Below are 9,936 nucleotides of genomic sequence, written 5' to 3'. Positions count from 1 at the left end.
GCGGGTCAGTGTTCCACCGCCGCCCCCTGCGGGACAACGTCGAAAATTCTCATCCCCGCATGAGGTGAAGTAAACCGAAGGCGCGCGCGGTCACTCTGCCGCCAGGGGCAGGACCACATCATCGGCGGCGGAAAGGGACGCCAGCGCATGATCGCGCAGGGCGGCGTTGGCCCGGGCCCGCATCGGGTCGGCGCGATCCGCCGAGGGGCTGCGGCCGTAGATGCGGCGGTAGATGGCGTTAAAGGCGCTGGCGGTTTCATAGCCGACCGAAAAGGCGATTTCGGACAGGGGCGCATCGGTGTGCAGCACCTTCTGGCGCGCCGCATCCAGCCGCAGTTGCCGATAATAGGCCCCGGGCGTGGTGGCCATCTCCTGTTTGAAAACGCGTTCGAACTGGCGCAGCGACAGCCCCACCAGATCGGCGGCGTCCTGGATCAGCACCCGGTCCTCCAGATGGTCGGCAAAGAACTGTACCGCCTCGCGGATCGGGCGCGGCAGCATGTCCCTGGTCTGGTTGCGCGAATGGCCCGGCAGCAGTTGTGGTGTGCCTTCCCGGCGCTGGGTGGCATGCTGAAAGCGGCAGGCCACCTCCACTGCGATTTCGGCGCTGGTGTGTTCGGCGATCAGTGCCAGCATGTATTCGAACACCGCCGCCGCGCCACTGATGCTGACGCGGCCACGATCCTCGCAATACAGGGCCGGGCAGACCTCCAGCCGGGGAAACCGCTCGCGCACCGCATCGGCATAGGTGAAATGCACGCTGCACCGGGTGCCGTCGAACACACCCGTTTCCGCCAGCGCAAAGATGGCGCCGTTGACCGCCCCGATGCGGCTGCCTTGGCGCAAAAGCCGGCGCAACAGGGCGCTGCTGGCGGCAGGATGGGACAAGGTGCTGTCGGCGGCGGCAAAGGTCAGCAGAACCTCGCTGCGCGCGGCCTCGGGCAGAGCCGCATCCGGCGTCAGGCTCAGCCCGCTGCTCGAGTACACGGCTGCCCCATCCTCGCTCGCGGTCTGCCACTGGAAAACAGATGAACCGTGAAGGCTGCCGGCCACGCGCAGCGCGTCGATCGCCAACGACAGGGGCGCCAGCGGGAACCCCGGCAGGCACAGAAAGGTGATGGTCATATCAAGTTCCCTCGGTCGGGCTAGGGGACCGCAGCCGGACCGGGCGCCGCAGCGCCCGGATCCTATGGTTCCAGCGGCCAGGCGCGGCCATGGGCCACCAGCCTGCGGTTCAGCTCATAGGCGCGGGCCACCCCCGCCTCGAGCGCAAAGACAAAGGCCTGGGTCAGAAAGAAACAGGCGGCGTCCACATCGCCCTGCGCCTCCTCGCCGTCCGCGGCGATGGCGTAGAGCTCGACCAGCTGTTCCAGATCGTGCTGCGCATGGGCGGAGAGGATCGCCGCATGCAGCGCTGCGGCGTCCTCCGGGCGAAGGTGTCTCCAGTCTGTGGTCATCATCTGGCGCGGCCCGCCTCAATCTGCGTTGCGACCCAGTGGTGGAAATTATGTGTCGGACCGTCCATTGCGGGCGAAAAGCGCCCGCCGTCGAACATCGGTCCGTGGCGGCCCTTCTGCATGCCCTCGACGACAAAGATGTCTTCCTCGAACACCGTCTTCCACAGTTGCGCGTTCTGATGCCGCATATGGTCGAGACCGGCGGTCTGCTCGCCGGATTTGGCATAGTAGATCTCGATATGCTCCACCGTGTTCTCGCAGTCCTTCGGCTCCAGCACGATGGCGAATGTATGGTCCCGCTGCACGCCCAAGAGAACGTTGGGATAGACCGCCACATATTCACCGCCGGTGTCCCATTTGTCGCTCAGCCCGTCGAAATCCGGGAAGACCTCGCCTTCGGCGCCTTGCAGCTGGCGATAGACCAGCGTGCCTTGGCCGGAATATTTCCCCTGCATTTCAATGTTGTAGTGGTCTTCCAGCCGGGAATAGCTGTTCAGGCCCGGGTGCACCCAGGGCAGGTGGTAGCTCTCGCAGTAGTTCTCCACCGCCAGCTTCCAGTTGGTCTTCACCTCAAGCTGGAACGAGCTGTCGATGCCACCGTGATAGAGCGGCTTGTCGAATTCCTGCCAGCGTTCGATCAGATCTGCATGGACCTCCTCAAAGGGCGCGGCGTTGCCATCGACATTGACGAAGATCACGTCCTGCCAGACATGGCTGCGAAACGAGATCAGGCTCAGCTCGCCCATCTTGACGTCCTCATGGGTGTTCTGGCCGACGCCCCCCACATGCGGCGCCGCCCGCAGCTTGCCCTTCAGGCTGTAGCACCAGCTGTGGTAGGGGCAGCGAATGGTGCCGCGGATGTTCTTGGGTTCGTCCACCAGGACCATGCCCCGGTGGCGGCAGGTGTTCTGATAGACATGCACGGCCCCGTCCTGATCGCGCACCAGCAAGAGCGGCACACCAAGGAAATCCACCGGCTTGGCGTCTCCGGCCTCGGGGATGTCCTTGCCGAACCCCACGCCGGCCCAATTGGCAAAGAGCACGGACTCGCGTTCCTCGGCAAACACCACCGGGTCGATATAATGGGCGTTGGGCAGACCGTTGGCCCGGTTGACCGAGGTCATGACGGTTTCTAGCGAGCTTGGCTTGTTCATCACACTCTCCTGCGAACTGAAGTTGCGGGAGGATGTGGCTGGACGGGATTTCGCTCAATATCCGAAAATCTCACTCTCGGATTAGCTGGGCTCATCCGAGATCAGCCGGGCCTCGCTGATGATCCAGTCGCGCAGCATGCGGGCGCTGGGCGACAGTTCCTCTTCCGGCTTGCAGATCAGGTAGAATTTCTGAGGTGCGGCCAGCACATGCGGCGTGATGATGCGCAGGTCGCCCCGGTTCAGCACCGGAGAAATCAGCTGTTCCCAGCCCAGCGTCAGCCCGGCGCCGTCCTGCGCCGCCTGCAGGGCGATCGAATAGTTGTTGACCCGGATGCCGGAGGCGACCGGCCCCTTGTAGCCCAACTGCCGGAACCAGTCGTGCCATTTGGTCCAGCTGATGTCATCGCCCTCCAGATGGATCAGGCGCTGCCGCGCCAGGACCTCAAGCGGAGCTCCCGCCAGCTCCTCCGCCCGCTCCGGCGCCGCCACCGGCAGGAGGTGATCGCGATAGAGCGGGAATTGCTCCAGCCGGGGGTCCTTTTCCCGCCCATACCAGATGTAGAGGTCCAGCTCGGCGGAGGTGGTAAAGGCCTTGTCGCGCACCACCTGGTTGATGTTGATTTCCGGATGGTCGCGCCAGAACCGGATCACCGCCGGGGACAGCCACATCGATGCCATCGCTGTGGTCGACCCCACCGTCACCACACCGGCGCTGCCATGGTCGCGAATGGCCTGCAGGCTCTGGGAAATCCGGGTGAAGGACCCGGCAAGCGTGTCATAGAGGGTCTGCCCCGGCGGCGTCAGTTCGACGCCGCGATGCTTGCGCTTGAACAGGGCAACGCCCAGCTCGCCTTCCAGCGCCTTGACCTGATGGCTCACCGCACCGGGGGTGACCGACAGCTCCTCCGCCGCCTTCTTGAAGCTCAGATTCCGCGCCGCGGCCTCGAATGCGGTCAGTGTCGTCAGAGGCGGCAAATCGTAGTGGCGGCGCGACATGGGCATGTGCTCGTGGCTTGGGTGAAAGTCCGGGGAGTATGGGCATTTGCGGATCGTTTGGCGAGGGGACTTCCCGACATAAGACCGGTCACATCCGACACGCCCCACCAGCGGATCCGGAGGGGGCCGCGCGCGCCCACCGCCGGGATGGCAGAACAACCCTATCGGCTGGCACCCGCGCCGCGCGCCCGGCACGGGCGCGCGGCGCGGGTCGCTTCGGGCCATGCCCGAAGCGAAACCCCTCACCAAGTGCAGGGGGGCGGTGTCCCGGTCAGAGACGCAGCCAGCGGGTCAGTTCCGCCTTGGCGCTGCGGCAGGCCGCGGCCAGATCGGTGCCGGCCGCAAGCCGGCAGGCGATGGCCGTGGCCAGGCTGCATCCGGTTCCCCGTTTTCCGGCAGCGACGCGCGGGGCGGCAAACTGTTCTGTCCCCTGCGGCGTAAACAGGTGATCGACACAGTGATCGCCGCGCGCATGGCCGCCCTTGATCAAAACCGCCCCGGCTCCCAGCGCCAGGAGCGCCCGGGCCTGCGCCTGCAGGGCGTCGGCGTAGGCCGCCTCGGGCAGGTCGCTCAGACAGGCCGCTTCGGGCAGGTTCGGGGTCAGCAGCGTTGATCGCGCGATCAGCGGGCGCAGGGCGGGTGCCGCGCTCAGCGTGCCCCCCGAACTGGCCCGCAGCACCGGATCGAACACCAGCGGCAGATCCTGTGGCAGCAGCTCCGCGAGGGCGGCGACCTGTGCCTCTGTCGCGACCATGCCGATCTTGATCGCAGCGGGCATGGGGACGGCAAGCGCGGCCTGTAGTTGCGCCCGCACCACCGACGGCGGCACCGGGTTGAGGGCATCGACCCCCGTATCGGTCTGCACCGTGACGGCCGTCACCACCGGTTTCACCTCGCAGCCCATGCGCGCCGCCATGGCCGCGTCCCGCGTCAGCCCGGCACCGCCGCTGGGGTCCGTGCCGCCGATCGCGATCACCCGCCTCACGGGGCCTGCACCGCATGCAGGCTGAGGCGCTCGAACCCCGTCGCCCGGAGCCGGCGCGCCGCCTGCCAGGCCCGCAGCCCGCTGGCGCAGGCCAGGGTGATGTGCCTGTCCGTGCGCGGGGATCGTCCGGCGCTAGAGACCCGTCGCAACTGTTCCAGCATCGCGCCGCGCAAGGCATCGGGCGCGATGCGCCAGGCGCCGGGTGTCACCGGAACCGGCGCCTCCGCGGTGCTGCGCAGATCCACCACAATCCGGTCCGACGGCATATCGGCGGGCAGCGCCACAAAGCCAAAACCCGTCGCCGGCTCCTCCGCCGTGTCGAAGCGAAAGCCCGCGGTCTGCAAGCGCCCCATGTCAAAGGACAGCAACTGCCCCGCCACCGGCGGCGCTGTCATCAGGATCTGTTGCAGCACCATCTGCGCCTGGGCGGCACCGATCAGGCCCACCACCGGCCCCATGACACCGGCGCTGGCGCAGGTGGCGGCCCGGTCGGGCAGGTCGGGAAACACCGCCCGCAGCGAGGGGGCGGGCCCGCAGAACCCGCCGACATAGCCGGTGGTGCCAAGTGCTGAGGCGGAGATCATCACCGTGCCGGCCACCCGACAGGCATCCGACAGGATATAGGACACGGCAAAGCTGTCAGCGGCATCGACCACCACATCGGCCCCCGCGATTGCGGCCACCGCGTTTGATGCTCCCAGCGGCTCGGCCCGCGCGACCACCTCGAGGGCGGGCGCAAGTCGGCGCAGCACCCGGGCCGCAGTGTCGGCCTTGGGCGCGCCCACATCATCCGGCGCGTAGAGCGGCTGACGATGCAGGTTGGTCCGCTCGATCCGGTCGGGGTCCATCACGGTGATGCGGCCCACACCGGCGGTGGCGAGATATGTCAGCACCGGACAGCCCAGCCCGCCCGCGCCGACCACCAGCACATGTGCGGCCGCCAATTGCGCCTGGCCTGCCGCGCCAACCTCCGGCAGGGCGATCTGGCGCGCAAACGCGCTCAGGTCCGACACGCGGCCACCCACGCGCGGGTTCGGGCTTCGGGATCTTCCGCCGCCTGGATGTCGGTCACCACCGCAGCGCTGTCCGCCCCGGCCGCAAAGACATCCGGCAAACGCTCCAGCGTCACCCCGCCGATGGCCACCAGCGGCACGGCGCCCGCGAGGCTCTTCCAGCGGGTCACCCGCTCCAGCCCCTGCGGGTCCCATTTCATCTGTTTCAGCTTGGTTTCATAGACCGGACCCAGCGCCACATAGGCCGGGTCCTGCGCCAGTGCCCGCTCCAGCTCCGCCTCGTCATGGGTCGACAGGCCAAACCGCACGCCGGCCCGGCGCAGGGCGTCGAAATCCGCTGTCTCCATGTCCTCTTGACCGAGGTGCACAAAATCGCAGTTGAGGTCGAGCGCCGCCTGCCAGTGATCGTTGACCACCAGCTGTGCGCCGTAAACGGCACAGAAGTCTCGCGCCCGGGCAATCTGACGGCGCACCTCCGCATCAGGCTGATCCTTGATCCGCAACTGCACCAGCCGCGCGCCCTGCGGCACCAGCAACTCCACCCGGCCCACATGGCCGACGATCAGGTAAAACCGTTCCATCATGTATTCTCCGCCAAATTCAGGTCCGCCAGTCCCATCACCGGGGTGGAGGGGACCGCCATGTCGCGTCGCTCCATCGGGTCGGCCAGGCAGGCCTTGTGTCCCGCGTCCACCGCCAGCGACATGGCGCGCGCCATCAGCGCCGGATCGCCCGCCTTGGCCACCGCCGTGTTCAACAGCACCGCATCCATGCCCAGCTCCATCGCGGCCGCCGCATCCGAGGGCCGCCCGATGCCGGCATCCACCACCAGCGGAACATCCGGAAAATGCGCCCGCATCGCGCGCAGCCCCTCGGGGTTCGCCAGCCCGCGACCGGATCCGATCGGCGCGCCCCAGGGCATCAGCACCGTGCAGCCGGCCTCCAGCAGCCGTTCGCCCACCACCAGATCCTCGGTGGTATAGGGAAAGACCTTGAACCCCTCGGCATTCAGCACGCGCGCGGCCTCCACCAGGCCAAAGACATCCGGCTGCAGGGTGTCCGCATGGCCGATGACCTCCAGCTTGATCCAGTCGGTGCCAAAGACCTCCCGCGCCATCTGCGCCGTGGTGATGGCGTCGCGCGCCGAGTGGCACCCGGCCGTATTGGGCAGGATGCGCACGCCGGTCTCGCGCAGCAGATCCCAGAACCCCGCGCCAGATCCATTGGCGGCCTCACGGCGCAAGGAGACGGTGACCAGATCGGTGCCGCTGGCGCGGATCGCCGCCTGTAGGACGGCGGGCGAGGGGTATTGCGCGGTGCCCAGAAACAGGCGCGACGTCAGTGGTTCGCCATAGACCTCCATGATCTCAGCCCCCCTGCATCGGCGCCAGAACCTCGATCCGGTCGCCGGGGTGCAGCGGTTGCGCGGCGCGCGCGTCTCGGGCCACGAACTGCCCGTTCAGCGCCGTTGCGATGGCCGGGCTGGTGTAGCCCAGCTCCATCAGCGCGGCGGCCAGCGACGGGCCGGTGATCTCATGCGGTTCGGAATTCACGAGTATTTTCATCGCGGTGCTCCATCAATTGGTCTGCGGCGGCCTCGGCCATGGCCGGGGCCAGCAGGAACCCGTGTCGGTACAGCCCGTTGAGAAACAGCGTGCCGTCACGCCGCTCCAGCCGGGGCAGGTTATCGGGAAAGGCAGGGCGCAGACCGGCGCCGGTCTCCACCACTTCGGCCTCGGCAAAGGCGGGCGACAGCGCATAGGCCGCCCCCAGCAGCTCCATCAGGGCGCGCAGGGTCGGCGGGCCGGCGTGATCGCTTTCCACCATGGTCGCGCCCAGCATGTAGTGACCATCGCCCCGGGGCACGAGGTAGATCGGCGTGCGCGGATGCAGCAGGCGCAGGGTGCGGCTGATCTCCACCTCCGGGCAGCGCAGGATCGCCATCTCGCCCCGGACCGACCGCAAGGACGGCAGCGGGGCCGCCATGCCGGTGCAATCCAGATCGACCTGCTGCGGGGCCTCGGTGCCGAGGCTGATCTCTCCGCCCAGATCCGTCACCGCGCGCGCGAGATCCCGCAGCGCCCGGCGCGGGTCCAGATGCGCCTCGCCCTCAAAGAACAGCCCCTGATCGAACCGCCCCGCCAGCGCCGGTTCCAGCGCGCCGATCTCCGCCCCGCCGACCTGCCGGTACGCACGGGTGCGACGTCCGAAACGTGCCACCTCCGCCCGGTCGCGGCGCGGTGCCACCACCAGCGTGCCGCGCCGGTGCACCGGGGTGATCCGGGCCCACCAGTCGAAGGCGCGGCTGCCGAGAGAGATCACCTCCTCCTCGGTGCTTTCGCGTTCGCACCAGGGCGCCAGCATGCCGCCTGCGTAGCGGGCCGCACTGTCGGCACCGATCACTCCGGAGCGTTCGAACAGGCGCACCGCCACGCCCCGGCGGGCCAGGGCATAGGCGCAGGCGAGGCCTGCCAGACCTGCGCCCGCGATGGTGATCACGCCGACTCCTCCGGCGTGTCCGCCGCAGCACCCGCCACCGGCACATAAAGCTCGCCGCCTTCGCGGAACTTCGCTGCCATCGCCTCGAACCCCTCCTTCTGGGCCTCGGCGCGGATGTCGTGGCTGATCCGCATGGAGCAGAACTTCGGCCCGCACATGGAGCAGAAATGTGCCACTTTGTGCGCCACTTTCGGCAGGGTCTCGTCGTGAAAACTCTGCGCGGTTTCCGGGTCCAGAGACAGGTTGAACTGATCCTCCCAGCGGAATTCAAACCGCGCGCGGCTCAGCGCATCATCGCGCCGCTGCGCGCCGGGCAGACCCTTGGCCAGATCGGCGGCATGGGCGGCGATTTTATAGGTGATGACGCCGGTTTTTACATCATCGCGGTCCGGCAGGCCGAGGTGTTCCTTTGGCGTCACGTAACACAGCATCGCGCAGCCAAACCAGCCGATCATCGCCGCACCAATGCCAGATGTGATGTGATCGTACCCCGGCGCAATATCCGTGGTCAGCGGCCCCAGCGTGTAAAACGGCGCCTCGTGGCAGCACTCCAGCTGCTTGTCCATGTTCTCCTTGATCTTGTGCATGGCCACATGGCCCGGCCCTTCGATCATCACCTGACAGTCCTTGGCCCAGGCGATCTTGGTCAGCTCGCCCAGCGTCTCCAGTTCGGCAAATTGCGCCTCGTCATTGGCATCGGCGATCGATCCGGGACGCAAGCCGTCGCCCAGCGAGAAGCTCACATCATAGCGGCGACAGATGTCGCAGATCTCCTCGAAATGCTCGTAGAGGAAGCTCTCCTTGTGGTGATGCAGGCACCATTTTGCCATGATCGACCCACCGCGCGACACGATCCCGGTCACGCGTTCCACGGTCATCGGCACCATATGCAGCCGCACGCCCGCATGGATGGTGAAGTAATCGACGCCCTGTTCCGCCTGTTCGATCAGCGTGTCGCGAAACACTTCCCAGGTCAGATCCTCGGCGATGCCGTTCACCTTCTCCAGCGCCTGATAAATCGGCACGGTGCCGATGGGCACCGGCGAATTGCGGATGATCCATTCGCGGGTGTTGTGAATATTGCGCCCCGTCGAGAGATCCATCACCGTATCCGCGCCCCAGCGGATCGCCCAGACCAGTTTGTCCACCTCTTCCTCCATCGAGGAGGTCACGGCCGAAGTGCCCATATTGGCGTTGATCTTCACCTTGAAATTGCGGCCGATGATCATCGGCTCCAGCTCCGGGTGGTTGATGTTGGCGGGGATGATGGCGCGCCCGGCGGCGACCTCGGAGCGCACGAATTCCGGCGTTACATAATCGGGGATGTTGGCCCCGAAATCCTCGCCATCGCGGCTGCCATGACAGGGCGACAGCTCACGCAGCTGGTTCTCGCGAATGGCGATATATTCCATTTCCGGCGTGATGATCCCCGCCCGCGCATAGGCCAGCTGCGTCGGCGCCGCATCGCCCTTGCCCCGCAGGGGCGCGGGCCGCACCGGGAACTCCGGCACCAGCCGGTCGCCCGCGACAAAGCCATTGTCCGCAGGGGTAACATCGCGGCCCTGATAGGCCTCGACATCGCCGCGATCCTTGATCCAGGCGGCGCGCAGCGGCGCCAGACCCTCGCGAATGTCGGTCAGGATCTCCGGATCCGTATAGGGTCCGGAACTGTCATAGACCGGCAGCGGCGCCTCGCCCGCGGTCGGATGGGTGGCGATTTCACGCATCGGCACGCGGATGTCCTTGTGCATCTCGCCTGCCACATAGATCTTGCGCGACGCAGGCAATGCGCCTGTGGTGATCTTCGGGTTGGGGACGTTCATCTTGGTGCT

At 67.0% G+C, this 9,936-nt stretch carries 11 protein-coding genes; all 11 read right to left on the bottom strand.

Translation table 11 applies throughout. The features are described from left to right. Positions 1–90: 90 nt before the first annotated feature. Positions 91–1,125 carry a GlxA family transcriptional regulator gene (locus MHM88_RS20555; RefSeq protein WP_239368657.1) on the bottom strand — a complete coding sequence of 345 codons (1,035 nt, stop codon included), beginning with the start codon at positions 1,123–1,125 and terminating at the stop codon, positions 91–93. A gap of 62 nt (positions 1,126–1,187) precedes the next feature. Further along, positions 1,188–1,457, bottom strand: coding sequence for a hypothetical protein (locus MHM88_RS20550; RefSeq protein ID WP_239324135.1), 270 nt, complete (start codon positions 1,455–1,457; stop codon positions 1,188–1,190). Continuing rightward, a complete protein-coding gene (locus MHM88_RS20545; RefSeq protein ID WP_239323937.1) occupies positions 1,457–2,611 on the bottom strand; it encodes an aromatic ring-hydroxylating dioxygenase subunit alpha in 1,155 nt (384 codons plus the stop codon). Before MHM88_RS20545 ends, MHM88_RS20550 begins: the two co-directional genes overlap by 1 nt. Before the next feature lie 81 nt (positions 2,612–2,692). Further along, complete coding sequence (locus tag MHM88_RS20540) at positions 2,693–3,607, bottom strand: LysR substrate-binding domain-containing protein (protein ID WP_239323938.1); 915 nt, start codon at positions 3,605–3,607, stop codon at positions 2,693–2,695. A 271-nt stretch (positions 3,608–3,878) separates the two neighbouring features. Beyond that, positions 3,879–4,592, bottom strand: coding sequence for a hydroxymethylpyrimidine/phosphomethylpyrimidine kinase (locus tag MHM88_RS20535; RefSeq protein WP_239368655.1), 714 nt, complete (start codon positions 4,590–4,592; stop codon positions 3,879–3,881). After that, complete coding sequence (locus tag MHM88_RS20530) at positions 4,589–5,596, bottom strand: HesA/MoeB/ThiF family protein (protein WP_255734813.1); 1,008 nt, start codon at positions 5,594–5,596, stop codon at positions 4,589–4,591. Before MHM88_RS20530 ends, MHM88_RS20535 begins: the two co-directional genes overlap by 4 nt. Continuing rightward, the gene (locus MHM88_RS20525; RefSeq protein ID WP_239368741.1) at positions 5,593–6,186 is read right to left on the bottom strand and encodes a thiamine phosphate synthase; all 594 of its coding nucleotides are present in this window, start codon (positions 6,184–6,186) and stop codon (positions 5,593–5,595) included. The genes MHM88_RS20530 and MHM88_RS20525 overlap by 4 nt, the downstream gene beginning before the upstream one ends. Continuing rightward, positions 6,186–6,968 carry a thiazole synthase gene (locus MHM88_RS20520; protein WP_239368651.1) on the bottom strand — a complete coding sequence of 261 codons (783 nt, stop codon included), beginning with the start codon at positions 6,966–6,968 and terminating at the stop codon, positions 6,186–6,188. Before MHM88_RS20520 ends, MHM88_RS20525 begins: the two co-directional genes overlap by 1 nt. A 4-nt stretch (positions 6,969–6,972) precedes the next feature. Further along, on the bottom strand, positions 6,973–7,170 hold the full coding sequence (thiS, locus tag MHM88_RS20515) for a sulfur carrier protein ThiS (protein ID WP_239368649.1): 198 nt from the start codon (positions 7,168–7,170) through the stop codon (positions 6,973–6,975). Continuing rightward, the gene (locus MHM88_RS20510) at positions 7,139–8,104 is read right to left on the bottom strand and encodes an FAD-dependent oxidoreductase (RefSeq protein ID WP_239368647.1); all 966 of its coding nucleotides are present in this window, start codon (positions 8,102–8,104) and stop codon (positions 7,139–7,141) included. Before MHM88_RS20510 ends, thiS begins: the two co-directional genes overlap by 32 nt. Then, positions 8,101–9,927, bottom strand: coding sequence for a phosphomethylpyrimidine synthase ThiC (gene thiC / locus MHM88_RS20505; RefSeq protein ID WP_239368645.1), 1,827 nt, complete (start codon positions 9,925–9,927; stop codon positions 8,101–8,103). The genes MHM88_RS20510 and thiC overlap by 4 nt, the downstream gene beginning before the upstream one ends. Positions 9,928–9,936: the final 9 nt, after the last annotated feature.

The organism is Epibacterium sp. MM17-32, from assembly GCF_022348205.1.
In the GTDB taxonomy this organism is placed as follows: Bacteria; Pseudomonadota; Alphaproteobacteria; order Rhodobacterales; family Rhodobacteraceae; genus Epibacterium.
This window is presented reverse-complemented; position numbering and strand designations above follow the sequence as displayed.